The sequence below is a fragment of the Streptomyces sp. NPDC048275 genome (assembly GCF_040652275.1).
Taxonomy (GTDB): domain Bacteria; phylum Actinomycetota; class Actinomycetes; order Streptomycetales; family Streptomycetaceae; genus Streptomyces.
In genome coordinates, this window is sequence record NZ_JBEZLR010000088.1 from 17,319 (window position 1) to 41,462 (window position 24,144).

The 24,144-nt window shown below is 70.8% G+C and carries 20 protein-coding genes; 2 read left to right on the forward strand and 18 right to left on the reverse strand.

The features are described 5' to 3' along the window. Positions 1 to 31 precede the first annotated feature (31 nt). The 14 genes from AB0D57_RS36145 to AB0D57_RS36210 all read right to left on the reverse strand — a co-directional run bounded on the left by AB0D57_RS36145 (position 32) and on the right by AB0D57_RS36210 (position 13,023). Positions 32 to 391, reverse strand: coding sequence for a nuclear transport factor 2 family protein (locus tag AB0D57_RS36145; protein ID WP_362083245.1), 360 nt, complete (start codon positions 389 to 391; stop codon positions 32 to 34). 46 nt (positions 392 to 437) lie between these two features. Next, entirely contained in the window at positions 438 to 1,625 is a 1,188-nt protein-coding gene (locus AB0D57_RS36150; RefSeq protein ID WP_362083248.1) for an ABC transporter substrate-binding protein, read from the reverse strand. A 187-nt stretch (positions 1,626 to 1,812) separates the two neighbouring features. Continuing rightward, positions 1,813 to 2,433 (reverse strand): TetR/AcrR family transcriptional regulator, encoded by a 621-nt coding sequence (locus AB0D57_RS36155; RefSeq protein ID WP_362083251.1) that lies wholly within the window; start codon positions 2,431 to 2,433, stop codon positions 1,813 to 1,815. Positions 2,434 to 2,536: 103 nt separating this feature from the next. After that, positions 2,537 to 3,685: an acetyl-CoA C-acetyltransferase gene (locus AB0D57_RS36160; protein WP_362083254.1), complete on the reverse strand. Its 1,149-nt coding sequence runs from the start codon at positions 3,683 to 3,685 to the stop codon at positions 2,537 to 2,539. Between the two features lie 31 nt (positions 3,686 to 3,716). Next, complete coding sequence (locus tag AB0D57_RS36165) at positions 3,717 to 4,511, reverse strand: enoyl-CoA hydratase-related protein (protein ID WP_362083257.1); 795 nt, start codon at positions 4,509 to 4,511, stop codon at positions 3,717 to 3,719. Then, a complete protein-coding gene (locus AB0D57_RS36170) occupies positions 4,508 to 5,281 on the reverse strand; it encodes an SDR family oxidoreductase (RefSeq protein ID WP_362083260.1) in 774 nt (257 codons plus the stop codon). The genes AB0D57_RS36165 and AB0D57_RS36170 overlap by 4 nt, the downstream gene beginning before the upstream one ends. Then, entirely contained in the window at positions 5,278 to 6,054 is a 777-nt protein-coding gene (locus AB0D57_RS36175; RefSeq protein WP_362083263.1) for an SDR family oxidoreductase, read from the reverse strand. The genes AB0D57_RS36170 and AB0D57_RS36175 overlap by 4 nt, the downstream gene beginning before the upstream one ends. After that, positions 6,051 to 7,283, reverse strand: coding sequence for an acyl-CoA dehydrogenase family protein (locus AB0D57_RS36180; RefSeq protein ID WP_362083266.1), 1,233 nt, complete (start codon positions 7,281 to 7,283; stop codon positions 6,051 to 6,053). The genes AB0D57_RS36175 and AB0D57_RS36180 overlap by 4 nt, the downstream gene beginning before the upstream one ends. Before the next feature lie 78 nt (positions 7,284 to 7,361). Further along, complete coding sequence (locus AB0D57_RS36185) at positions 7,362 to 8,336, reverse strand: phosphotransferase family protein (protein WP_362083269.1); 975 nt, start codon at positions 8,334 to 8,336, stop codon at positions 7,362 to 7,364. Further along, positions 8,333 to 9,535, reverse strand: a complete 1,203-nt coding sequence (locus tag AB0D57_RS36190) for an acyl-CoA dehydrogenase family protein (protein ID WP_362083272.1) — start codon at positions 9,533 to 9,535, stop codon at positions 8,333 to 8,335. The genes AB0D57_RS36185 and AB0D57_RS36190 overlap by 4 nt, the downstream gene beginning before the upstream one ends. A gap of 18 nt (positions 9,536 to 9,553) precedes the next feature. Next, positions 9,554 to 10,699, reverse strand: a complete 1,146-nt coding sequence (locus tag AB0D57_RS36195) for a thiolase family protein (RefSeq protein ID WP_362083275.1) — start codon at positions 10,697 to 10,699, stop codon at positions 9,554 to 9,556. Further along, positions 10,696 to 11,079 carry an OB-fold domain-containing protein gene (locus AB0D57_RS36200; RefSeq protein WP_362083278.1) on the reverse strand — a complete coding sequence of 128 codons (384 nt, stop codon included), beginning with the start codon at positions 11,077 to 11,079 and terminating at the stop codon, positions 10,696 to 10,698. Before AB0D57_RS36200 ends, AB0D57_RS36195 begins: the two co-directional genes overlap by 4 nt. Before the next feature lie 5 nt (positions 11,080 to 11,084). Then, the gene (locus AB0D57_RS36205; RefSeq protein ID WP_362083281.1) at positions 11,085 to 11,873 is read right to left on the reverse strand and encodes an enoyl-CoA hydratase/isomerase family protein; all 789 of its coding nucleotides are present in this window, start codon (positions 11,871 to 11,873) and stop codon (positions 11,085 to 11,087) included. 88 nt (positions 11,874 to 11,961) lie between these two features. Further along, positions 11,962 to 13,023: an alcohol dehydrogenase catalytic domain-containing protein gene (locus tag AB0D57_RS36210; protein ID WP_362083284.1), complete on the reverse strand. Its 1,062-nt coding sequence runs from the start codon at positions 13,021 to 13,023 to the stop codon at positions 11,962 to 11,964. A 235-nt stretch (positions 13,024 to 13,258) separates the two neighbouring features. Here AB0D57_RS36210 and icmF point away from each other — a divergent pair, with 235 nt between their 5' ends. Together icmF and AB0D57_RS36220 are read left to right on the forward strand one after the other, a co-directional pair. Then, positions 13,259 to 16,507 carry a fused isobutyryl-CoA mutase/GTPase IcmF gene (icmF, locus tag AB0D57_RS36215; RefSeq protein WP_362083287.1) on the forward strand — a complete coding sequence of 1,083 codons (3,249 nt, stop codon included), beginning with the start codon at positions 13,259 to 13,261 and terminating at the stop codon, positions 16,505 to 16,507. A gap of 53 nt (positions 16,508 to 16,560) precedes the next feature. Further along, positions 16,561 to 17,424 carry a 3-hydroxybutyryl-CoA dehydrogenase gene (locus AB0D57_RS36220; protein ID WP_362083290.1) on the forward strand — a complete coding sequence of 288 codons (864 nt, stop codon included), beginning with the start codon at positions 16,561 to 16,563 and terminating at the stop codon, positions 17,422 to 17,424. A gap of 232 nt (positions 17,425 to 17,656) precedes the next feature. Here the strand turns inward: AB0D57_RS36220 and AB0D57_RS36225 are convergent, their stop codons facing one another. The 4 genes from AB0D57_RS36225 to AB0D57_RS36240 all read right to left on the reverse strand — a co-directional run. Next, positions 17,657 to 19,603 carry an FAD-dependent oxidoreductase gene (locus tag AB0D57_RS36225; RefSeq protein ID WP_362083293.1) on the reverse strand — a complete coding sequence of 649 codons (1,947 nt, stop codon included), beginning with the start codon at positions 19,601 to 19,603 and terminating at the stop codon, positions 17,657 to 17,659. Between the two features lie 16 nt (positions 19,604 to 19,619). After that, complete coding sequence (locus tag AB0D57_RS36230; RefSeq protein WP_362083296.1) at positions 19,620 to 20,753, reverse strand: acyl-CoA dehydrogenase family protein; 1,134 nt, start codon at positions 20,751 to 20,753, stop codon at positions 19,620 to 19,622. A 167-nt stretch (positions 20,754 to 20,920) separates the two neighbouring features. Further along, the gene (locus AB0D57_RS36235; RefSeq protein ID WP_362083299.1) at positions 20,921 to 22,261 is read right to left on the reverse strand and encodes an FAD-binding protein; all 1,341 of its coding nucleotides are present in this window, start codon (positions 22,259 to 22,261) and stop codon (positions 20,921 to 20,923) included. Positions 22,262 to 22,326: 65 nt separating this feature from the next. Beyond that, a partial coding sequence (locus AB0D57_RS36240) for an ATP-binding cassette domain-containing protein (protein ID WP_362083302.1) occupies positions 22,327 to 24,144 on the reverse strand: 1,818 nt, incomplete at its 5' end.

A 24,144-nucleotide genomic window follows, 5' to 3' on the forward strand; every position in this document is an offset into this window, starting at 1 on the left:
GGTCGGATGGGTCAGCGATTGCGGGGCGCGGCTACTCCGGCAGGTCGATGAGGTCGTACGTCGTGGTGAAGTACGACTGATAGCGCGCCATCTGTCCGTCGGGGGTGACAACGGCAGCGGAGAGGAAGGACCCGACGGCCTTCCCCGACTCGGTCACCACTCCGTACACGGTCTCCAGATCACCGTCGGTGCTGTGACGAAGGATTTTGTGCGCCCGCTCGACGGCGTTGCGGCCCGCGATGTAGGCGGCGAAGTCGTCCTTCGACCATCCCGTCTGCTCCCGGCCCGGCAGGGCGAGGTGAAATCGGAAGTCCGGTACGAGGAGTTCGAGCGCCCGCTCCGGGTGGTCGCTGTCCAAACGCGCCATGTAGTCGCGCAACACACTGGCCATGAGTGGTCCTCTCACTGGTCGGAAAGGCTGTCGGCGACAGCCGGTGTCAGTCGCGGACGGGCGGGGTGAAGAAGTCGCCCTGCGACTCCCAGCGGCCGTCCCTGGCCACGACTTTCTGTACGTCACGGGTGCCCAGGTGGCGGCTCGGGGAGAAGTTGAGTACCGGCCCCACGCCCGTGTCGACCTGGCGCGCGTTCTGGTAGGCCCGGGTCAGCGCCTCGGAGGTGACCGGCCCGTCGATGGTCTCTGCGATCTCCACGAACGCCTTGGCCGCTTCCCAGCCCCACAAGGTGATGAAGTCGGCCGGCTGTCCGGGCTCGTACTTCGCCATCGCCTTGCGGAACTCCTTGACGGCCGGGTCGTCGTCGTTCGGCGACTTGACCAGTTGCACCGACTTGAACCCTTCGGCCGCCTTGCCGGCCAGCGTCAGCGTGGCCTGTGCCGCCACGGGCGCATAGCCGTACGAGGGGATGTCGAGTCCCTGCAGCTTGGCTTCCTTCATATAGGTCGCGGCCTCCGCGGCTGCCAGGATGAGCACGACGGCATCGGGTTTCTGGGCCTTCACCTTGCTGATCACCGGGCTGTAGTCGGTGGTCGCGAACTTGACCTTCAGCCGCTTCACCTGGACGGACGGATCGGTCTTGAGAGCGGCGGGGGCGACCTGCTTGGAGACGTTGACGAAGGCCGCCGGGTCACTGTGCACGACCAGCACCTTCTTCGCGCCGTCGCGCACCACCCAGTCCCCCAGCGCGGCCGCCTGGTCTTCGTACAGGGTCTGCAGCCCGAACAGCCCGTCACGGGCCGGCTGGTACCAGGACGCGTCACCGCCGAGCGTGTTGAGGATCGGCACCTTCGACCGCTCGAGCACGAAGGGGAACGTGGCCCGGGTCTGGGACGTACCGTTCGTCGCGACGATCGCCACGACCCCGTCCTGGTCGACGAGCCGACGGGCGATCTGCACCGTCTGCTGCGGGTCGGAGGCGTTGTCCTTGACGATCCACTCGATCTTGCGGCCGTTGATCCCGCCCTGCGCGTTGACGGAATCGAAGTAGGCGTCGGCACCCGCCCTCTCGGGGATGCCGAAGGAGGCCAGGGCTCCCGTGAGCGGATGCCAGGCACCGATTCTGATGACTTTGTCGTCCCCTGCCGCCGAAGGGCCTGCGCAGGCGCTGGCCACCGGGGCGAGCATGGCGACCAGTGCGGCGATGAGCGTGCGTGTCGTGCGTCGTCGCATGACCCCTCCTCAGCTCAACCTGAGTTAAGTTCAGTTCAGTTTCTGCGGGGATCTTAATCCTGGGGAAACACACCTGGCAATGGCCGGTTACGTTCTCGGTCATCACGCTCAGGACGACGCAGTGGCCCCCTGACGGACGACATCCGTCAGGGGGCCACGCAGCGCGTACGCAGGACCGCTCAGCTCGTCAGGAGGCGACCATCCGCACGCAGGCGCCCTCGATCAGCTCACTGATCTCCGCAAGCGGCGTCGGGCCGGACGGCCGGTACCACCGCCACACACTGACGATCAGACCGAGCACGCTCGCGCCCAGCAACTGCGCGTCCCGCAGCGGAAAGGCTCCCTGGGACATGCCCTTCACCAGCAGGTTCGTCCAGTCCCGCTCGACGACCTGGACCAACTGCCGGGCCGCGATCCGCTCGGCCTCCTCGCGCTTGGACCGGCGCGTACCGGAGAGCAGGTCCATGTGGTTCTGCAGAATGCGCATCTGCAGCACCTCGTGCGGGGAGACGTCGTACGCCGCGCGGACCGCCGCCCGCAGCGCCTCGACGGGGACCTCGGTGTCCTTGGTCGCCTCGACGAACCGGTCGTGCGAGCGCTCCAGTTCGAGGCGCATGATCGTCAGCAGACAGTGGGTCTTCGACTCGAAGTAGTGATAGAGGGCGGTCTGCCCGATGCCCACCCGCTCGGCCACGGTGGACCACTTGGTGGCCTCGAAGCCGGCCTCGCCGAAGCAGTCCACCGCAGCCGTGAGGATGGCCGCACGCTTGGACCGCGGTCCCGCCTCCGGTTCAACGATCCTCGCCATGACCTCTCCCGTGACCGTCACCCGGCGCCGCCACTCAGCGCCGTCACTCAGCGTGTCCGCACCGAGAGTAGACCCAAGTTGAACTCAGTTGCCAATCGGGCGCTCACAGAGCCTCGAGCACGGTCGCGTTGGCCATGCCGCCGCCTTCGCACATCGTCTGCAGACCGTAGCGTCCACCGGTCCTGCGCAGCTGGTGAACGAGCGTGGTCATGAGCCGGGCTCCGGTGGCGCCGAGCGGATGCCCGAGCGCGATCGCGCCGCCGAAGGCGTTGACCCGCTCCGGGGCGGCGCCGATCTCCTTCTGCCAGGCGAGGACGACGGAGGCGAAGGCCTCGTTGATCTCGACCAGGTCGATGTCGTCGATCGCCAGGCCCGCCTTGTCCAGGACCTTCTCGGTGGCGGGGATCGGACCGGTGAGCATATGGATCGGGTCGGATCCGACTACGGCCATGGTGTGCACACGGGCCAGCGGAGTCAGCCCGTGGCGACGCACGGCTTCTTCGGACGCGATCAGCAGAGCGGCGGCGCCGTCGGAGATCTGGCTGGAGACGGCGGCGGTCAGCCGGCCGTCCTCGGTGAGCGTCTTCAGCCCTGCCATCTTCTCGAGCGTGGAGTCGGCGCGCGGGCCCTCGTCGACGCTGAGCCCGAAGGACGGGACGATCTCCTCGTCGAAGACGCCGTCGGCCTGGGCGGCGAGCGCCCGCTGGTGACTGGTGAGCGCGTACTGCTCCATGTCCTCGCGGGAGATGGCCCACTTCTCCGCGATCAGCTCGGCGCCGCGGAACTGCGAGACCTCCTGATCCCCGAAGTGCTCGCGCCAGCCGTCCCCCGCATAGGGACTGCCGAGGCCGGCCTTCTCTCCGACGAACATCGGGCTGGCGATGGGCACCAGGCTCATCACCTCCACGCCGCCCGCGACCACCAGATCGGCGGCGCCGGAGCCGACCGCTTGCGCGGCGAAGTGCACGGCCTGCTGGGAGGAGCCGCACTGCCGGTCGATGGTGGTGCCGGGGACGTGCTGCGGCAGTCCCGCCGACAGCCACGCGGTGCGTGCGACGTTTCCGGTCTGGGCGCCGATCTGGCCGACGCACCCGAAGTACACGTCGTCGACCGCGCCCGGGTCGACACCTGTTCGCTCCAGCAGGGCGCGCAGCACATGGGCGCCGAGGTCGGCGGGGTGCACGCCGCTGAGCGTGCCCTTGCGGCGGCCGACGGGGGTGCGGACGGCTCCGACGATGAATGCTTCCGTCACGGTGGGCTCCAAAGGGTGTGGGGTACGGGGATCAGGCCCGGGGCGGGACGCGCGTGAACTCGGGGGCCCGCTTGCCGAGGAAGGCGGCGACGCCCTCACGGCCCTCTTCGGAGGTGGCCGCGGCGGCGAGCGCGCGGGCCTCGCGGTCCAGGTGCGGGCCGAGATTCGCGGTCGGTCCGGCTCCGACGAGCCGGCGGGTGGCGCCGTAGGCGGCCGTGGGTCCGCGGCGCAGGGCCTCGGCCGTGCGCTCGGCATCGGCGGCCAGCTCCCCGGCGGGGACGGCGCGGCTGACGAGCCCGATCGCCGCGGCTTCCGCCGCCGGTATCCGGCGGTTGGTCAGCAGCAGGTCCAGGGCCCGCTTGGGTCCGATCAGACGGGGCAGGGACCAGCTGACTCCGGCGTCCGGCGAGTAGCCGATGCCGGTGTACGCGGCCGTGAACGTGGCGGTGTCGGCGGCCAGGGTCACGTCGGCCGCGGCCGCCAGGCCGATGCCCGCGCCCGCGACGGCTCCCTGCACGGCAGCCACCAGGGGCGCGTCCAGGGCGGCGAAGGTGCGCAGGGCGTCGTGCAGCGCGTCGGTGACCGCGACGAGGTGTTTCTCCAGTGCCTCACCGGAGAACGCGGCGAACTCCCTGAGGTCACCGCCCACGCAGAAGGACTTCCCTTCGCCGGTGAGCAGCACGGCCCGGACGGCACCGCGCTCGCAGGCACGGGCCGCGTCCAGCAGTCCGCGGGCCAGCTCCAGGTCGATGGCGTTGCCCGCCTCGCCCCGGCACAGGGTGACCCGGGCCAGTCCGCCCTCGTCGATCTCGGTGCGGACCCTCATCGCGCCGTCCATCCGCCGTCGACGGTCAGGACCTGTCCGGTGCAGTACGTGGAGGCGTCCGAGGCGAGGTAGAGCAGCGCGCCGTCGAGCTCGTGGCTCTCGCCGCCGCGCCGCAGCTGGGTGTTGCGGTCGACCCAGCGGCTGGAGCGCTCGTCACCGAAGAGCTCGGCGGTCATCTCGGTGCGGAACCAGCCCGGGGCGAGGGCGTTGACGCGAACCCCGTCGCGACCCCACTGACCCGCCAGCTCGCGAGTCAACCCGATCAGTCCCGCCTTGGACGCGGAGTAGCCGGCGCCGCCGAGGGGGGCGGCCGAGACGAGGCCGAGGATGGAGGAGACGTTGATGATGCTCTTGCCGGTGACGACCCCGGGAGCCTCGACGGTGAGCCGGGCGAGGTGGAAGGGCGCGGTGAGGTTCACCCCGAGGACGTCGGCGAAGGCGTCCGGGGACTCGTCCTCGGCCCGGGTCTCGCCGGAGGTGGCCGCGTTGTTGACCAGGATGTCGATGCGGCCGGTGGCGGTGAGTGCGCTCTCCGCCAGCCGTACCCGGTCGGCCTCCAGCGAGACATCGCAGGCGACCGGGTGGATCCGCGCGTCGGAGTCGGCGAGTTCCTTCAGCCGGTCGATACGGCGGGCGGCGGCGAAGACGGTGGCGCCGGCCTGCGCGAGGACGGCGGCGAAGCGTGCGCCGAGCCCGGCGGAGGCGCCGGTGACGATCGCCGTCCTGCCCTCGAGTGAGAACAGGTCGGCGGCGGTACGCGGCGCGCTCACTCGTCCACCCCGATCGGCAGGGCGGTCGCGCCGCCGTCGAGCACCAGGGTCTGTCCCGTCATCCACGAGGAGGCGTCGGAGGCGAGGAACAGCGCCGCGCTCGCGACGTCCTCCACCGTGCCCAGGCGACGCATCGGCAGCTTGGCGGTGAGAACGGGTTCGCGGACCTCCCAGACCGCACGGGCCAGTTCGGTCTTGATCAGGCCGGGGGCGATGGCGTTGACCCGTGCCTTCGGTCCGAGTTCGTAGGCGAGTTGCCGGGTCATGTGGAGCATGGCGGCCTTGGTGGCGTTGTAGTAGCCGATGTGCGGGTCGACGATCAGCCCTCCGACGGAGGCGATGTTGACCACCGCTCCCCCGTGCTCGGCCATCCAGGCCCGCCAGACGCAGCGGGTCCAGGCGATCATGCCGTACTGGTTGACGCGGACGGTCTTCTCCGCGCGCGGCAGGTCGAGGTCGAGCAGGTCGCCGTTGTACGGGTTGGTCGCCGCGTTGTTGACGAGGATGTCGACCCGGCCGAAGCGCGTCATGGTCTCGTCGACGCAGGCCTCGGCCTGGTCGGGTTCGCCGGCGTTGGCGACGACCGTGTGGATGTCGCCGTGGCCCTTGACGCGGAGCAACTCCTCGCGTGCCTCGGCAAGTCCGGCGGCCTTGCGGGCGGCGATCACCACGTGCGCGCCGGCACAACGGTAGGCGGTGGCGATGCCGAGGCCGATACCGCGGGATCCGCCGGTGATGACGGCCACTTTGCCGTCGAGGGTGTGGGCGCTCACGCCGCACCTGCCTTTGTCTCGAACTTCTTCTTGTACGGGGCGAGTTCCTGGCGGGCGACGGTCCGCAGGTGTACTTCGTCGGGGCCGTCGGCGATGCGCAGCGCCCGTGTGATGGCGTACAGCCGGGCCAGTACGGTGTCGTCGCTGACTCCCGCCGCGCCGTGGGCCTGCACCGCGCGGTCGACCACCTTGTGCGCGACTTCCAGGGCCGCCACCTTGATCGCGGCGACCTCCATGCGGGCGGCGGCGTTGCCGACGGTGTCCATCAGCCAGGCCGACTTCAGTACGAGCAGCCGTAGTTGTTCGATCTCGATGCGGCTGCGGGCGATCCACTCGCGCACCACGCCCAGGTCGGCGAGCGGCCCGCCGAACGCGACGCGCTCCGTGACCCGCTCGCACATCAGCTGCAGGGCACGCTCGGCGAAGCCGACGGCGCGCATCGCGTAGTGCATCCGTCCCGGGCCCAGCCGCCCCTGCGCGAGCGCGAAGCCCTCCCCCTCGCCGCGAAGGATGTTCTCCACCGGTACGCGGACGTCCTCGAACAGCACCTCGCCGTGCCCGCACCGGTCGGTGTAACCGAACATGGGCAGATCACGCAGGACCGTGACACCGGGGGTGTCCCGGGGGATGAGCAGCATGCTCTGCTGCCGGTACGTGGGCGCGTCCGGGTCGGTCTTGCCCATCAGGATGATCAGCTTGCAGTCGGGGTCGAGGATCCCGGAGGTGTACCACTTGCGGCCGTCGACGACGTAACTGTCGCCGTCCCGCGTGATCCGGGTCTGGATGTTGCGGGCGTCGGAACTCGCGACCTCGGGCTCGGTCATGGCGAAGCAGGAGCGGATCTCCGCCGTCAGCAGGGGCCTCAGCCAGCGCTCCTGCTGCTCGGGCGTGCCGAACAGCGCGAGCAGTTCCATGTTGCCGGTGTCGGGCGCCGAGCAGTTGAACACCTCGGGGCCGATGATCGAGCGGCCCGCCAGCTCGGCGAGCGGCGCGTACTCGAGGTTGGTGAGCCCCGCGCCCCAGTCGCCGTGTGCCATGAAGAGGTTCCACAGGCCCTCGGCGCGCGCCTTCTCCTTCAGCTCGGTCATCACCGGCGGCAGCGCGTGCGGGTCGTCGGCCTCGGCGAGCTGCCGGTCGTAGACCGCTTCCGCGGGAAAGACGTGCTGCTCCATGAACGACCGTATGCGGTCCTGGAGTTCACTCGCCCGGGGCGAGAATCCGAAATCCACGATTGCTCCTCTTCGCCGGGGGCCGGACCTGGCTCGGCGTGCGTCCTGTGTGCTGGGCGGTGGGGTGGTCGGCCCGGATCAGCCGAGGATGTCGCGCGCCGTGCGGATCATCGCGGCGATGGTGGGCGGCAGGCGCTCCTGCTCCGGGTCGTGGTGCTTGCCCTCGCGGTGCCGGCGCAGGTTGTGGCCCATGATCGCGGCCATCTTCATGCGGCCAAGGGCACGGAACCAGTCCATGGCGGGCAGAGCGGGCCGGCCGTCGAGGTAGGCGTTCACAAGCTCGGCCTCGGTGGGCAGGCCGGGTACGGCGCGGCCGAGCTGTGGGAAGTTGTGGTGGTCGGCGAAGAGCAGGAACCAGCCGAGATCGATGCGCGGGTCACCGACACTCCAGATCTCCCAGTCGACGACGGCCACGGGGCGCTCGCCGACGCACAGCACGTTGCCGAGCCGGAAGTCGCCGTGCAGCAGCACGGGCGGCAGATCGCCGGGCACGTCGTCGGCGAGGCGTGCCAGCAACTCCTCGCCGCCGGGGCGCAATGCGGCGGGGACGGCATGCAGGGTGCGGCTCCACCGCTCCAACTCGCCCGCCGCGTCAAGCGGTTCGGGCGCATCGAGTCCGGGCGTACGCACATCGGTCTCGTGCAGTCGGCGCAGTACGCCCGCGATCTCCAGCATGCGCGCCCGGGCCGTCGCGGCGGGCACCTCGGTCTCGTCGAGGACCGGCTCGACGGCCTCCCCTGCCGCGAACTCCATGGCGAACCAGCCCGGTTGCACTTCGTCGACGGCGACGACACCCGGCACGGGCACCGCCGATCCGGCGAGCGCGGCAAGGACCCGTGCCTGACGCAGCACGTCGTTGCGCCCGACGGGCCGCTGTCCGGGCGGCACCGCCTTGACGACGTACCGCACGTCGCCTGCGGTGACCGAGTACGTCAGCCCCGAGTGGCCGCCCGGCAGGGTCCTCAACTCCCCTGCCGGCGCCCCGGGATGCCGGGGGGCGAGGCGCCCGCGGACCCGGTCTCCCAGCTCCGACACCTGCGTGGCCGTGCTCATCGGACGGGCTCCTTGGGCAGGCCGAGGACGCGCTCGGCGAGGATGTTGCGCTGGATCTCGTCGGTGCCGCCCGCGATGCTGTAGCCGGGCGCACCCAGGACGTGCTCCGTCCAGGCGTACGTGCCCCACTCCCCCGTGTCCGCGACAAGGCGCGGGCCGAGCAGTTCGGACACCAGATCGCTGGTGCGGCGCATGGTCTCGGTGGCGTACAGCTTGCCGACCGAGGCTTCCGCGCCCGGCGCTCGTCCGGCGACGAGGGCTCCGGTCACCCGCAGTCCGATCAGCCGCTGCACGAGGGCGCGGAGGTAGAGGTCGGCCGCCTGTCGCTGTTCGCCGCCGGTGAGCGGGCGGGGCAGGTGCGCGGCCAGGTCCACCGCCCGGTCGGCGTTGTCCAGGCCGAGGTTGCCCGAGTCGAGCCGTTCGGCGGCCAGCACGCTGAGGGTGACCCGCCAGCCTTCGCCGACCGGTCCGAGCCGGTCGGCGTCGGGGACGATGACGCCGTCGAGGTAGACCTCGTTGAAGCTGGCACCGCCGGTCATCTGCTGGATGGGCCGTACCGTCACGCCCGGTGCGTCCATGCGCACCAGGAAGACGGTGATGCCGGCGTGCTTGCGTACGTCGGGGTCGGTGCGGCACACCGCGACGCCCCACGTCGCGACCCGGGCGCCCGAAGTCCACACCTTGTGCCCTTGCAGCACCCAGTTGTCGCCGTCACGCACCGCTCTCGTCCGCACCGCGGCGAGGTCGGAACCGGCCTCGGTCTCCGAGAACAGCTGGCAGGCCAGTTCGTCGGTGCGCAGCATGGGGCGCAGCCAGCGCTGCTTCTGTTCCTCGGTGCCCCAGATGCCGATCGCCGGGGCGACGAGTTGCTGCGTCACCGGGAAGATCTCCGTGCGGTGCGGCACCTCGAAGGCCGCCTCTTCGGCGCGGTAGAGCTGCTCGTAGTACGCGGGCAGGTCGCGCCCTCCGTACCCGGCCTGCCAGTTGAGGGCGCCCCACCCCTGGTCGTAGCGGGTGCGTTCCCACTCCTGGGTGCGGGCGGTGTGCGCGCGCTCCTGCTCCTCGGTCCAGTTCTCGAACACGGCGACGGAGTCGGAGCCGCTGCCCCACTCCCCGCCGGCGGCCCGCGGCCGGGCGAGTGTGGCGAGCCACCGCCGGGCCTGCGCGCGGAACTCCTCGGGTTCCGGGATTCCACTCATCTCTTCCACCACCTCCGTTCAGCGGGACAGCACCGTGCAGGCGCTCACACCCGGGGCGCCGTACACATGGGTGAAGCCGACCCTGGGTGCGCCGGGGACCTGGCGTTCGCCTGCCCGGCCGCGCAGTTGCTGGACGACCTCGTAGACCTGGCGCAGTCCCGAGGCGCCGATGGGTTCGCCGTTGGCGATGCAGCCGCCGTCGGTGTTGACGGGCAGCACACCGTCGATCTCCGTCGCGCCCGAGGCGATCAGCCGTTCCTGCTCGCCGTCCTCGCAGAAGCCGCACTCGGCCATGTGCATGACCTCGGCGCCGCTCTCGGTGTCCTGGAGCTGGCAGACGTCGACGTCGCCGGGGGCCACGCCCGCTTCCTCGAAGGCGGCGGCCGAGGCGTCGCGACTGACACTGGTCAGCTCCCCGCCGGGAATCCACGGGCTGAAGACTTCGAACGAGCCGAAGCGGCGGGTGCGTACGGCTGCCGAGCGCAGGGTGACCGACGGGCCGTCCAGGGTGCGGGCGACTTCGGGCGAGCAGAGCACGAGGGCGGCGGCACCCGCTCCCGGGGAACAGAACATGAAGCGGGTCAGCGGATCGCTGACCATGCCGGAGTCGAGGATCTCCTCGGCCGACATCGGCTTGCGCCGCCACGCCTCGGGGGTCAGACCGCCGTTGCGGTAGGCCTTCTCGGCGACCCGGGCGAGGGTTTTCGGTGTGATCCCGTGGTCGTGCATGTAGCGCTGGATCTTCATGCCGAAGAACTGCGTGGTGACCATCAGTCCGTCGCTGCCGTACTCCTCGCCCAGGCCCCAGTCCTCGGGCCGCGGGTCGAAGGCGCCGCGCGGGTGCTTGTCGAAGCCGACGGCCAGGACGACGTCCGCCATGCCGGAGCGGATGGCGTTCACGGCGGAGATCAGTGCGCTGCCGCCGGTCGCGCAGCCGTTCTTGACATTCACGAACGGCAGCCCTGTCAGGCCGAGTTGAGCCACCAGCGTGTCGGCGAGCCCGGCGCTGTCGCTGCCGCCGAACGCGGCTCGCACCCGCGACCAGTCGATGCCGGCGTCCGCAAGGGCGGCGTTCACCGCACTGACGGCCAACTGCCTGCCCGTCGCCTCCGAGCGGCCGAACGGGGTGCGTCCGGCCCCACAGATCAGGACGTCGGTACTCATGAGAGGACCTCCTCGCGGGTGATCGTGGGGCGGGCCCGCGGCACCCCGTCCGCGGCGGTCACCCTGAGGGGCATGCCGATCCGGATCGCGTCGAGGTCGTCGACCTCGAGCACCGCTGCCACGCGCACCCCCTCCGCCAGCTCGACGTAGCCCACCGCGAACGGCTCGAAGCCGCCGGGCGGGACCTGGTACGGCGGCGACTTGGGCGCGTACCGCTGGACCGTCCAGGTCCACAGCGTGCCCGCGCCGTCGAGGGCGGCCGGGTCGGTCGGCCCCCCGCAGCGCGGGCACACGTCATCCGCGGGGTAGACCGCCACCGAGCAGCCGGAGCAGCGCGAGCCCTGCAGCGCTGCGGCCGGACTCCGCGGAACCGTGGCCATCGGGATCAGCGCCCCTGCCACTTGGGCTCGCGCTTCTCGAGGAACGCCGAGACACCCTCGGCGGCGTCCTCGGAGTTGAGCGCCACGCCCACGGCGAGGTGCTCCATCACCATCAGCGACTGGGTGTCGGCGTCCAGGCTGCGGTCGATGGTCATCTTGGTGAGCCACATCGTGAACGGGCTCTTGTCGGTGAGGTCGCCGATGAAGGCCTCGACCGTCTCGTCCAGCTTGTCGGCCGGAGCGGACTTGTTGATCAGGCCGAACTCGGCGGCCTCGACACCCGAGAGCAGCTTGCCGGTGAGCATCAGCTCCTTGGTCTTGCGGATGCCGATCATGCGCGGCACGCGGTAGATCGGGCCCGCACCGCCGAACAGCGAGCGACGGATGTGGAAGTCGCCGATCTTGGCGTCGTCCGCGGCGATCGCGAAGTCGCAGGAGATCATGATCTCGAAGCCGCCCGCGGTGACGTAGCCCTCGAGGACCGCGACCGAGGGGGTCTTCATCGAGTAGAGGCGGTCGCACACCTTCGCGGACTTCACCGCGACGTCGATGGCGTTCGACTTGCCGACGAAGTCGGCCTTCAGGCTGTCGAGGTCGAAGCCCGAGCAGAAGGTGCCGCCGCGGCCACGGAACACCAGGACCCGCAGTTCCGGGTCCTCGTCGACCTCGGTGATGATCTCGTCGAGCCGGTCCAGGATCGGCACGGTGACGCAGTTCTTCTTCCACGGGCGGTTGAGCCAGACGCGGGCGACATGACCGTCACGCTCGAACTGGATCTCGTCTTCCACTGCCATCTCTGATCCCTCCGGTTCAAACTGAACTGAATTCATTACGAGTTTGGGGAGCTGGTGATCCACTGTCAAGGCTCGGATCGAAATTGGTTCAGGAAGCCCCATGGGCGTCGACCGGAATGTCCACGAGGACCTTGAGCCGCCGCGCGTCCCGGACGTCATGCAGACCCGCGACGGTGTCGGCGAGGTGAATGTGGTCGAGCCAGCCGTCCGTCGGGTAGTGACCGGCGGCCATCTGCCCGATGACCCGCTCGAAGACGCCGTCGGGGTACGCCTCCGCGCCGAGCAGGGCGAGTTCGGCCAGGCGCACGACCGAGGCGTCGATGGCGACCGGGCCCGAGTACAGGGCCACCATCACGACCGGCGACCGGGCGGCCACCGAACGGATGGCCGCGTCGAGCGCCTCGGGGCGGCCCGAGCACTCGATCGCGGCGTCCACACCCCTGCCCCGGGTGTGGCCGATCACCTGCTCGACCACGTCGACCGCACCGGGATCGAGCACACGGGCGCCGTGCCGCTCGGCCGCCGCACGGCGGGAAGGCGAGGGCTCCACCACGAGTACGTCGTCGACGCCGTGCGCCTTGAACGCGAACAGCGCACCCATGCCGACCGCACCCGCACCTGTCACGAGCGCACTGCCGCCGCGGCGCACCCCGGCCCGCTCCACCGCGTTGAGGGCCACCGCCATGGGTTCGACCAGGGCGCCCTGCTCGAGCGAGAGGCCATCGGGCAGCAGGTGCACGGAGTCGGCCGGCACGACCACGTACTGGGCGAGTCCGCCGCCCGGGGCGGTCACTCCGGTCGCGGCCAAGTCCCTGCACAGATGGGACAGTCCGGAGGTACACCGCGGGCACACCCCGCAGGTACGGATCGGCCGCACACAGACCCGGTCCCCGGACGCGACCCGGTCGACCCCTTCGCCGTGGGCCACCACGGTCCCGGCGAACTCGTGCCCCAAGGTCTGCGGCAGCGTGGCGCCGGTCAAGGGGTTGGGCACATGTGTGGCGCGCGGCGTCTCGAAGTACTCGTGCACATCGGTGCCGCAGATCCCCGCGTAGGCCACGCGGATCTTCACCTCGCCAGGTCCCGGCTCGGGTTCGGGCATCTCCTCGATCCGCAGATCCTTGGCTCCGTACAACCTGGCGGCCAGCATCGTTCCTCCCGGGAATCAGTCCTGTGCGACCCTCCGAGACTGCCACCAAACTGAATTGACTTCAACATATAGCTTGAGTCTTGCATCTACTTCGGTTCAGTATGAAGAGGGTCCGCTCACGCCTGCTCGGACCGGCCTCGCTCGCCCATCACTCCTCGTCAGGCGCGCGCCGTTGTCCCGGTCCGACCCGTATCCGCCCCCTGCCGACGTGGGCAGGCGGCAGTCTGGAGTGCACATGTCCGCCGGCAACGCGGCGGCGCGGTCGTACCGCGCTCAGCATCCCGTCCGCTTTGTGACCGCTTCGAGCCTCTTCGACGGCCATGACGCCTCGATCAACATCATGCGGCGCATCCTGCAGGCCCAGGGCGCGGAGGTGATCCACCTCGGGCACAACCGCTCCGTGAGCGAGGTGGTGGACGCCGCTCTCGAGGAGGACGCGCAAGGGGTGGCTGTCAGCTCCTATCAGGGCGGCCACATCGAGTACTTCGAGTACCTGGTGGAGCTGTTGCGGGAGCGCGGCGCCGGGCATGTGCGCGTGTTCGGAGGGGGCGGCGGGGTGATCGTGCCGCAGGAGATCGAGCGCCTTGCCCGGGCCGGCGTACGGGTCTTCTCGCCGGAGGACGGGCAGCGGCTCGGCCTGGTCGGCATGATCCAGACGATGATCGAGGCGTGCGACACGGCGCCGTGGCAGGAGGCGCCCGCCGAGGTCGGGCGGGTGCTGGCCGGGGAACGTCCGGCGCTGGCACGGCTGTTGTCGGGGGCCGCGGCCGGCTCGGTGCCGGCCGCGGACCTGCGGAGGCTGGAGAAGGCGGCCGCGGCCCGCCAGGTGCCGGTGCTCGGCATCACCGGCACGGGCGGTTCGGGCAAGTCCTCGCTCACCGACGAGCTCGTCCGCAGACTCCGCACCGACCAGCGGGACACTCTCCGGGTGGCGGTCCTGGCCGTGGACCCGACGCGCAGACGTGGCGGCGGCGCTCTGCTCGGCGACCGGATTCGCATGAACTCCCTCGACGGCGACCGGGTCTTCTTCCGCTCACTGGCCACCCGCGGAAGCAGTGAACTACCGGAAGGGCTCGGCGAGTCCATCACCGCCTGCAAGGCGGCCGGCTACGACCTGGTCGTCGTCGAGACACCTGGCATCGGCCAGGGAGACGCGGCGATCGTGCCCTACGCGGATGTGTCGCTGTACGTCATGACACCGGAGTTCGGTGCGGCTTCACAGCTCGAGAAGATCGACATGCTGGATTTCGCGGACGTCGTCGCGATCAACAAGTTCGAGCGGCGGGGCGCGGCGGATGCCCTGCGCGATGTAGGCCGCCAACTCGTCCGGAACCGGGAGGCGTTCGGCTCGCGCCCCCAGGACATGCCGGTCTTCGGCACCAGCGCCGCGACCTTCAACGATGACGGAGTCACCGCTCTCTACCAGCATCTGCGCGCATTGCTCGGCGACCGCGGCATGGCGACCGTTCCCGGAGCCCTGCCGGAGGTGTCGGTACGTCACTCCAGCGGCGCGGCGCAGATCGTGCCGCCGGCCCGGGCGCGCTATCTGGCCGACATCGCCGAGACGGTGCGTACGTACCATGCGCACACCCTGGACCAGGCCGAAGCCGCCCGCCGTGTGCAACGGCTGACCGCGGTCCGCGACGAACTGGCCGGGGTGCCGGCGCCGACCGCCGACATCGACCGGCTGCTCACCGAGGCCCGGGCGCGGCTCGACGAGGACTCCCGGCACGGACTGGAGCAGTGGCCGCACACCGTACAGGCGTACAGCGGTGACGAGTTGGTGGTCACGGTGCGCGGCCGCGAGCTGCGCACCCGCCTGGTGCGCGAATCGCAGTCGGGCAGCCGGATCCCGCGGGTCGCGCTGCCCCGGCACACCGATCACGGGGAGCTGCTGCGGTTCCTGCGGGCGGAGAATCTGCCGGGCTCGTTCCCGTTCACGGCCGGGGTGTTCCCCTTCAAGCGGGAAGGCGAGGACCCGGCCCGGATGTTCGCCGGAGAGGGCGACCCTTTCCGGACCAACCGTCGCTTCAAACTCCTGTCGCAGAGCGGCGAGGCGACCCGCCTGTCCACGGCGTTCGACTCCGTGACGCTCTACGGCCGCGACCCCGACCGGCGCCCCGACATCTACGGCAAGGTCGGCACCTCGGGCGTCTCCGTCGCGACGCTGGAGGACATGAAGGCACTGTACGACGGCTTCGACCTGGTCGCGCCCACCACCTCCGTCTCCATGACGATCAACGGGCCGGCGCCGACGATCCTGGCGTTCTTCCTGAACACCGCGATCGACCAGGGGCTCGACGCGTACGCCGCCGAGCACGGCCACGCACCCGGCCCCGAGCAGGCGCGGGACATCCGCTCCCATGTGCTGCGCAGCGTGCGCGGCACCGTGCAGGCCGACATCCTCAAGGAGGACCAGGGCCAGAACACCTGCCTGTTCTCCACGGAGTTCAGCCTGCGGTTGATGGGCGACATCCAGGAGTGGTTCATCGAGCAGGACATACGCAACTTCTACTCGGTCTCCATCTCCGGCTACCACATCGCCGAGGCCGGGGCCAACCCGATCAGCCAGCTGGCCTTCACCCTCGCCAACGGGTTCACGTACGTCGAGTCGTACCTTGCGCGCGGCATGAACGTGGACGACTTCGCCCCGAACCTGTCGTTCTTCTTTTCCAACGGCATGGACCCCGAGTACTCGGTGCTCGGCCGGGTGGCCCGCCGGATCTGGGCGGTGGCGATGCGCGACCGCTACGGAGCGAACGAACGCAGTCAGAAGCTGAAGTACCACGTGCAGACCTCGGGCCGCTCCCTGCACGCCCAGGAAATGAACTTCAACGACATCCGCACCACGCTGCAGGCCCTCATCGCGCTCTACGACAACTGCAACAGCCTGCACACGAACGCCTATGACGAAGCGGTCACCACCCCCACCGAGGAGTCGGTCCGCCGGGCCCTGGCCATCCAGCTGATCATCAACCGCGAGTGGGGTCTCGCGATGAACGAGAACCCGCTGCAGGGCGCGTACATCATCGACGAGCTCACCGACCTCCTGGAGGAGGCGGTGCTGACCGAGTTCGAGCGGATCAGTGAGCGCGGTGGCGTGCTCGGCGCCATGGAGACCGGCTATCAACGGGGCCGTATCCAGGACGAGTCGATGCTGTACGAGGAGCGCAAGCACGACGGGTCGCTGCCGATCACCGGCGTCAACACGTTCCGCGCCCCCCACGCCGAGGACGCCACCCCGGCACCGGTCGAACTGGCCCGCGCCACCGAACAGGAAAAGCAGTCCCAACTCGACCGCGTCCACGCGTTCCAGGCCCGCCACACGGACGCCGCCCGCGCCGCTCTGGCCGACCTCAGGCGGGCCGCGGCCGGCGGGGAGAACGTCTTCGCCGTGCTGATGGACGCCGCTCGGGTCTGCTCACTGCAGCAGATCACGGAGGCCTTCTTCGAGGTCGGAGGCGCCTACCGGCGCAACGTCTGAGGGCCGCGTGAGTGCCCCCGCTCCCCCAACCACCCCACCAGAAAAGGAACTTCATGTCTGACCTCTCACGTCTCGGCGTCGTCGGCTGCGGCCTCATGGGCTCCGGCATCGCCGAGGTCGCCGCACTGCGCGGCCTCGATGTCACCGTCGCCGAGTCGACTCCCGAACTGGCGGCCGCCGGCCAGGGCCGTGTCACCGCCTCCCTCGACCGCGGTCTGCTGCGCGGCAAGCTCACCGAGACCGACCGCGACGCGGCCCTGGCCCGCCTCTCTTTCACGCATGACCTGGGAGAACTCGCGGACCGGCAGTTCGTCGTCGAGGCCGTCGCCGAGAACCGGGAGGTGAAACTCGAGATCTTCCGTCAGCTGGACAAGGTGCTCACCGATCCGGCCGCCGTCCTCGCCACCAACACCTCCTCGATTCCCGTCGTCGACCTCGCCGTCGCCACCGGCCGGGCCTCCCAGGTCGTGGGGCTGCACTTTTTCAACCCCGTACCGGTACAGGAACTGGTCGAGGTGATACCCGCGCTCACGACCGGCGCCGACACCGTGGCCCGCGCCCGTGCCTTCGCCACCGAGGGGCTCGGCAAGAAGGTCATCCAGGCACCCGACCGCTCGGGCTTCGTGGTCAACGCGCTGCTGGTGCCGTATCTGCTCGCCGCGATCCGCATGGTCGAATCCGGCGCGGCCCGCCCCGAGGACGTCGACAGCGGTATGGAGCTGGGGTGCGCCCACCCGATGGGCCCGCTGCGGCTGCTCGACCTGATCGGCCTGGACACGGCTCAGGCCGTCGCCGACTCGATGTACGAGGAGTTCAAGGAGCCTCTGTACGCCGCTCCCCCGCTGCTGCAGCGGATGGTCGCCGCGGGCCACCTGGGCCGCAAGAGCGGCCGCGGGTTCTACACGTACGACGCCTAATGGGAGCTACGGAGCCGGGGAATGCTCGGTTCCGTAGCCGCCAGCAGGTGAGCACTATCGACGCCGGAAGCTGTGACTTCTGAGGTCAGACCGTGCCCCTGCTGGTGGCCGGGCATCCGACGGCCGGCTCGCTGTGACATCCCAAGGGGCACTGATGTGGCCGACGCATCCACCCTCAGGCGCACGGACGGGCACACCGTTCAGGAGCGCGCCCGACGGGGCGATCGACTGATCACAGCGGCCTGGCCGCGACCGCCTCCGCCGCCGCGCGTCCCTCCGCGACGGCGTGGGCGATGCGGCGCGGGACGACGCAGTCGCCGACCGCGTGGACGGTCTGGCCGTCGGCCGGGGTGAAGTCCGGGCGGCGCGGGCGGCGTTCGCCGACGGTGACGAGCACGTCGGCGGCGAGGCGGGTCTCATGGCCGTCCATGACGTTACGCAGGTGCACTTCGCCTGCCGTCGTGGCACTCACGGTGTTCATGGCGACGACCCGCAGCGGCGCGCCGGCGAGCCGGTTCATCAGCTGGGTGCGGTTCTCCGGCGACAGGCCCGTCGCGAAACCGTTGCCCGGGGTGATGACCGTGACTTCGCGGGCACCGGCCGCCAGCGCGCTCTCGACCGCGCTGATGCCCTGCCACCAGCCGAAGCCGTCGTCGAGGACGGCGACCCTGGGCGCGCTCGGCACCACATCGGCGCAGCGGGTGAGGAAGTCCGTGCTGGTGAGCGTCGGCAGCTCGCCCGGCACGGCGACAACAGCCTCCTCGGCTCCCGTGGCGAACACGATCTGGGCGTACTCGGCCAGCTCGGCGGAGGTCGGCGACATACCGAGCACCACACGTATGCCGAGGTCGGCGAGCTGGTTGCGCTGGTAGTCGACGAGCGCCCGCCAGCCGGAGCGGTGCGCGGCGAGACCGGCGAGGCGCGCCTGACCGCCCGCTTCCCGGGCACGCTCGAAGACGACCACCTCGCTGCCGGTACGGGCGAGCACCATCGCGCACTCCATGCCCGCGGGGCCCGCGCCTACGACGGCGACGGGTCCGCTTCTGGTGCCGGGGCCGGTGAGCCGCAGCGGTACGGCGGGGCGGGCCGTGGCGCCGGGCGGGCCGAGCTCGGGGTTCACCGAACACGAGCCGGTGGGTTCGAAGGTTCGGCAGCCCTCGTTGCAGCCTGTGCAGGGGCGGATGGAGCGCTCGTCGCCGGCGACCATCTTGCGGGCGAAGTCGGGGTCGGCGATGAACGGCCGTGCCATGCCGACCAGATCGGCTCCCGAGTCCAGCGCCCGCTCGATGTCCACCGCCGACCGGAACCCCTGGCTGACCAACAAGGGCAGTGCGACCGCCGTACGCAGCCGGGCCACGGCCTCGAGGAGCGGCGGGCGAGTGGTGGCCATGCCGGGGACGTAGGTGTTGCGGACGCCGGTGGTGACGTTGACGTATGTGAAGGGTGCGGCGGAGTTCAGTCGCGGGAGCAGCTCGATCAGGTCGTCGAGGCCGAGCCCGGAGTTCTCGCCGGGTTCCACCGACACCCGTACGCCGAGCGGAAGTTGACCGATCTCGGTGCGGATCGCGTCGATCACCTGGGCGAGCAGGGCGATCCGGTCGCCGTACTCGTCGTCGCGGGTGTTGTTGACGCGGGAGAGGAACTGGGCCAGCAGATAGCCGTGGCCCGCGTGCAGCTCGACGCCGTGAAAGCCGGCCTGCACGCTGTTCGCCGCCGAGACGCGGAACGCGTCGACGACCCGGCGTACTTCGTCGCCGCTCAACGCGTGGGGCGCGGTCGCCTCACGGGGTGAGCGGACGGCCGCGGCGGAGACCGGCGCGTAGTAGGTGCCCGCGCCCAGGGTTTCCCGGCCGAGGTGGACGAGCTGTGCGATGGCCACGGCGCCGCTGTCGGTGATGGCCTCGGCCCGGCGGCGTACGGCGTCCTTGATCTCGGGGCGCCATGCCTCGGTCAGATACCGCTGCGGCAGGGTCGACTCGGGTGCCACGGCGGTGCCGCCGGTGATCACCATGGCGGCGCCGCCCCGCGCGAGCCGCCGCCAGTAGGCGGCGTCGGCTTCGGTGGGGGCGCCGTCGGCGACAGCGGCGGTGGCGTGAGCGGTGGCGACGAGGCGATTGCGGAGCGTGCGGCCGCCGAGGGTGAACGGCGTGGCGAGGGCAGGTGAAGTGCGGGTCGGCATGCGGCTTTCTTTCGGTTCAGGCGGCGGATCGGGAGGTGAGAGCGATGAGTTCGGCGATCCGTACACGGTGCTGGTCCGCCGTGCCGAACAGCACCTCGCCGCTGCGTGCCCGGCGGACGTAGAGGTGCGCCGGGTGCTCCCAGGTGAATCCGATCCCGCCGTGCAGCTGGACGTACTCGGCCGACGCCAGGCGGAAGGTCTCGGAGCAGACCGCGGCGGCGGCGCTCGCGGCCACCGGCAGCTGCGGCGACGCGATGGCCACGCAGGCGGTCGCGTACACGGATGCCGAACGTCCCGCCTCGACGGCGACCAGCACGTCGGCCAGCCGGTGCTTGACCGCCTGGAAGGATCCGATGGGACGGCCGAACTGGTGGCGCTGCGTGACGAACTCGACAGTGGCGTCCAGAGCGTGGCCGCTGCCGCCGACCTGTTCAGCGGCGAGCGCGGCCCGCCCGGCGTCGAGGGCCCGCGTCACCTCACCCGACGCGCCCACGGTCGTGGCGGGTGCGCCCCGGAACTCCACCCGTGCCTGGCGGCGTGTCTCGTCCAGGACGCGGTGTGCTGTCCGCAGGCAGGTGTCCCCGCTGGGCTCGCAGGCGAACAGCCGGGCGCCGTCCGGGGTTTGTGCGCGCACCACGATCAGCTCCGCACCGGCTCCGTCGAGCACGAAGTCCGCCGCGCCGCGCAGCAGCCAGCCGGAGACGCCGAGCTCGGCGCTGACGCCGAGCTCGGCGTCCTGGAAACCGGCCACGGTCGCGGTGAGCGTGCCGTCCGCGATCCGCGGAAGATAGCGCTCGCACGCCTGCCGGTCGCCGCTGCCGAGCAGGGCGTGCGCGGCGAGGACCACGGTGGGCAGCAGCGGTGCGCAGTACAGCGCGCGCCCGGACTCCTCGAGCGCCACGGCGAGTTCGGCGAAGGTGAAGCCCGACCCGCCGTACTCCTCGGGAATCGCCAGACCGTGCACGCCGATCTCACCGGCGAGCCGCGCCCACAGTGCCTCGTCGTATCCGCGCGCAGTGGCCAGATGTTTGCGTACGTCCTCGGGACTGCTCGCCTCGTCGAAGAAGTCTCGTAGGACGGTGCGGAGTTCCCGCTGCTCCTCGGTCTCGGACAGCAGCTGGGGGTCGATTTCGGGGTGGCGAAGGTGCACGGGGTCTCCAAGGCGGAACCGCAGGGAAGGGAAACGGTGTGGTGGTCGTCTTGCCGCCGGGGCGCGACCGACCGGCGAGAGAACTGGTCAGTGGGCCCCGGGCCCGGACATGTCCGAGTGAGCCCGTGGCGCCGCATGCCCGATGCGTCGGGCCGGCGACGGTCCGGTCACGAGCGCTGTGCCGTTTCGGTGGCCGTGTCCGCGGCGGTCAGCCCGAAGACGAGGGCCGCGGCGAGCCCGCCCGCATAGGCGCGGTGCCACAGGCCACCCGTGTCCGATCCGGCAGCGAGGAGCCCGCCGAGGGGGCGACCGTCCTCCCGCAGCACCCGGGCCCGGTCATCGATCCGTATGCCGTGGAACGGGAAGGTGATGGCCGGCACCGTCTCGATGACGTAGTACGGCGGTTCGTCGAGCGGCAGAAGGTCCAGCTTCCGGCCGGGCGCGGTCTGGGCCGCCGCCGAGGCGTGCTCGTTGAACAGCTTGACGGCATTGCGGATCGTCTCGCCGTGATAGCCCCACTCCTCGGGCAGGTAGGCCAGTTCGTCGAGGTCTTCGGCGAGGCCGACACGGCCGCCTCGCCTGCTCGCCAGGGCGTACTTGTCGACGGCGACGGCACCCTCGACGTACGAGCCGACGATCCAGTCGCGGAACACCCGTGCGTCCGCGATGAGGAGGCCACGGCTTTCGGGCTGTTCGAGGAGTGCCATGGCGGTGAGGTGGTCGCCCAGCGTCTCGTCGACGAACCGCTCGCCGCGCAGATTGAACAGGAGGGCGTGCTCGCTGTAGTACAGCGACATGTCGACGAAGTCCGCCGGGTCGGCGAAGGGGATGCCACGGGGAATGAGGTGGCCGTAGAAACCGGCGTCGTCCCGGCTGCCGGCAGCGCCGGCTCGGGTCGCCAGCCGGTAACCGCCGCCACGGCTGTGCGGGTTGGAGCGGAGCTGCATGCGGTCGGCATGGGGGTGCACATGTGCGGTGCGCAGGGCCGTGTCGCCCTGGAAGCCGCCGGTCGCCATCAGCGTGGTGCGGGCCCGCACCTGCCGGTGCGCGCCGTCCGCCGTCCGCAGGTCCGCTCCGACCACGACGCCCTGCTCCACCACCAGCCGTTCGACCTCGGTCTCGAGCAGCAGCTCGCCACCACCCTGGAGGACGATTCCTCGGCAGGTGTCGACGTAGTGGTTCGTGTCGAACTGGTGCCCGCGGCCGAAGCTGAGGACTCGCTGGGCGTCCTTCGCCTCCACCCCGATGGAGCGGATCCAGGAGATGCCGTCGGCGAACCGGTCCACCAACGCGCGCTTGAGCGCGAGGTCTCCACGCGGGTTGTGCTCGTCCATGACGTCATGGCTGGGGGCGGTCCACGCGTAACCGGCGAAGCGTGCCGATCCGCCGACGTCCGTACCGATCTCGACGATCGCAACGGACAGGCCGCCCCGGACGGCGCGGGCACCGGCGGTCAGCCCCGCCATCCCGGCACCGATGATCAACAGATCGACAGCTTCTGTGTGCACGTGGCTCTCCTCTGGCCAGTTCATATCGTGAAGTCCATACCTGCGGGATGCCGCCGGAGCCCTCCTCAGCCCTGTGCGGAGGCCACGGGGGCATCGTCCTGCCCATCGAAGTAGGCCTGTTCGGCGCGCGCGAGGAAGAGCGGGTCGGCGGGCTCGCCACGGACGGCGATGCCGCCCTCGTGCAGGACGACCACCTCGTGGCAGGCGGACGCGGCACGGCCGAGCGACTGCTCCAGCAGGACGACCGTCATGCCCTCGCGGGCGAGCCGGCCGAGGCGGCCGTACACCTCGTCGATCATCGCCGGGGACAGGCCGAGCGCCGGTTCGTCGACGATCAGCAGGTCGGGCCGGGCCATCAACGCCCGGGCGACGGCCAGGATCTGCTGCTCGCCGCCGGAGAGCCCGGCGGCGGGTACGCCCATCCGTTCCCGCAGCCGCGGCGGCAGCCACTCGGCGGTCTGAGCGAGCCGGGCCCGGAGTTCCGCTCCCTTGATGCCCGAGGCGTACGCGGCGACCTCCAGGTTCTCCCGCAGGGAGAGCGTCTTGAACAGCGCGCGGCCCTCCGGCACCAGTGCCGTCCGCAGGTCCTTGGCGGCCGTACGCCCGCCGCGGGTGGGCGGCAGCGTGCCGTGCAGGATCCGGCCCAGCGTGCTCTTGCCCGCACCGTTGGCACCGACGACGCCGACGACGCTGCCCTGCGCGACGGTGAGGTCGACCCCGCGCAGCGCGGTCACCCCGCCGTATGCGTGGTCCACGCCGTCAAGACGCACGGCGATGCTCTCAGTACCCTCCCGGCGCGGGAGTTCGCCCCGGGCGCCGCCCTCGCCCAGGTAGGAGGAGCGAACCCGCGGATCGTCGAGGATCTTGCCCGGCTCGCCCTCGCCGATCGGCCTGCCGAAGTCGAAGGCGACCACCCGGTGGGCCACGGCGAACAGGTCGTCGAGAACATGATCGATGATCACGACGGCCGTGCCGCGCTGCTGCTGCCGCACGATCTGGCGCGCGAGCAGGGTGCGTTCACCGGCGTCGAGGCCGCCGAACGGCTCGTCCAGGACAAGGAGTTCGGGATCCTCGGCGAGCGCCCTGGCCAGGTCGAGGCGCTTGTGCAGGCCGAACGGCAGCTCGGCCGGAAAGCGGTCCGCGACGTGCGCGAGGCCGACGCGGTCCAGGAGTTCGGCGGCTCTCGCACGGTTGTCCGCGGTGTTACGGCGACGGGTGCACAGGACGTTCTCCAGAACCGTCAGCTCGGCGAAGGTCTCGGCATGCTGGAAAGTGCGCCCGATGCCGAGCCTGCGGCGTGCCGTGGCGCGCGTCTTCAGCAGGTGCTTGCCGCCGTACCGGGCGCTGCCTGCCACCCGTCCTCCTCCGACGAGCCCGGACAGGACGTTCAGCAGCGTCGTCTTGCCCGCCCCGTTGGGCCCGATGATCGCGACGGTCTCACCGGCCCGTACGGACATCGATGCGCCTTCGAGCGCTTTCAGGCCGCCGAAGGTGACCCCCACCTCGTCGAGGCGCAGCAATTCCGGGGTGGTCGCGACCGGCGCGGGCACGGGGCTCAAAGACTCCTCGGGCGGCTCCACAGGGGCCGGACGTTGCGCCGCGGGCCGCCGCAGCAGCCGGCGCGCCACGCGTCCCAGGAAGAGCACCACTCCGCCCGGCAGGAACAGCAGGGCGGCGATGAGCACGACTCCCTGGAGGATCGGCTGCGGCACCCCGGCGCTCTCGGCGGCCGTGGGTGCCCAGGTCAGATACGCGCCACCGACGACCGCGCCCAGCAGCGTGCCCGCACCGCCGAGTACGCACGCGGCGATCAGCGAGATGGCCAGTGCCAGCGAGAACGGGTCCGGGCTGACGAAGCCGACGACCAGGGCCAGCAGCACACC

Coding starts and splice junctions, on each gene's coding strand:
- icmF (WP_362083287.1), top strand. CDS start 13,259: ATGTCCGCCGGCAACGCGGCGGCGCGGTCGTACCGCGCTCAGCATCCC.
- AB0D57_RS36195 (WP_362083275.1), bottom strand. CDS start 10,699: ATGAGTACCGACGTCCTGATCTGTGGGGCCGGACGCACCCCGTTCGGC.
- AB0D57_RS36220 (WP_362083290.1), top strand. CDS start 16,561: ATGTCTGACCTCTCACGTCTCGGCGTCGTCGGCTGCGGCCTCATGGGC.
- AB0D57_RS36210 (WP_362083284.1), bottom strand. CDS start 13,023: ATGCTGGCCGCCAGGTTGTACGGAGCCAAGGATCTGCGGATCGAGGAG.
- AB0D57_RS36185 (WP_362083269.1), bottom strand. CDS start 8,336: ATGAGCACGGCCACGCAGGTGTCGGAGCTGGGAGACCGGGTCCGCGGG.
- AB0D57_RS36165 (WP_362083257.1), bottom strand. CDS start 4,511: ATGAGGGTCCGCACCGAGATCGACGAGGGCGGACTGGCCCGGGTCACC.
- AB0D57_RS36150 (WP_362083248.1), bottom strand. CDS start 1,625: ATGCGACGACGCACGACACGCACGCTCATCGCCGCACTGGTCGCCATG.
- AB0D57_RS36145 (WP_362083245.1), bottom strand. CDS start 391: ATGGCCAGTGTGTTGCGCGACTACATGGCGCGTTTGGACAGCGACCAC.
- AB0D57_RS36155 (WP_362083251.1), bottom strand. CDS start 2,433: ATGGCGAGGATCGTTGAACCGGAGGCGGGACCGCGGTCCAAGCGTGCG.
- AB0D57_RS36200 (WP_362083278.1), bottom strand. CDS start 11,079: ATGGCCACGGTTCCGCGGAGTCCGGCCGCAGCGCTGCAGGGCTCGCGC.
- AB0D57_RS36225 (WP_362083293.1), bottom strand. CDS start 19,603: ATGCCGACCCGCACTTCACCTGCCCTCGCCACGCCGTTCACCCTCGGC.
- AB0D57_RS36205 (WP_362083281.1), bottom strand. CDS start 11,873: ATGGCAGTGGAAGACGAGATCCAGTTCGAGCGTGACGGTCATGTCGCC.
- AB0D57_RS36190 (WP_362083272.1), bottom strand. CDS start 9,535: ATGAGTGGAATCCCGGAACCCGAGGAGTTCCGCGCGCAGGCCCGGCGG.